Below are 308 nucleotides of genomic sequence, written 5' to 3'. Positions count from 1 at the left end.
TCTATACAAATTGGCGTGATAGCCGTTGGAATTGCTATGATAATAGGAGTGGTATTAGGAAGTGTTGCTGGTTATTTTGGTGGGTGGATTGACCAGATCATCATGCGAATAAGTGATATTATGATGGCCTTCCCTAGCATTCTACTAGCTACCGCATTAGTAGCCGTTTTAGGCCCCAGCTTAACCAATGCAATGATAGCCGTTGGGATCGTAGGGATCCCCCAATTTGCTCGGATTGTCCCATCAGCTGTGTTATCAATTAAGGAAACCGAATACATCGAAGCATCCAAAGCAATTGGAGCAAAACA

At 43.5% G+C, this 308-nt stretch carries 1 protein-coding gene; it reads left to right on the top strand.

What is annotated here, in order from left to right; translation table 11 throughout:
• A partial coding sequence (locus JKP73_RS22535) for an ABC transporter permease (protein ID WP_200412024.1) occupies positions 1-308 on the top strand: 308 nt, incomplete at both ends.

Origin of the sequence: Virgibacillus salexigens, from assembly GCF_014905415.1 — a bacterium.
Taxonomy (GTDB): Bacteria; Bacillota; Bacilli; order Bacillales; family Amphibacillaceae; genus Virgibacillus; species Virgibacillus salexigens.
This window is presented reverse-complemented; position numbering and strand designations above follow the sequence as displayed.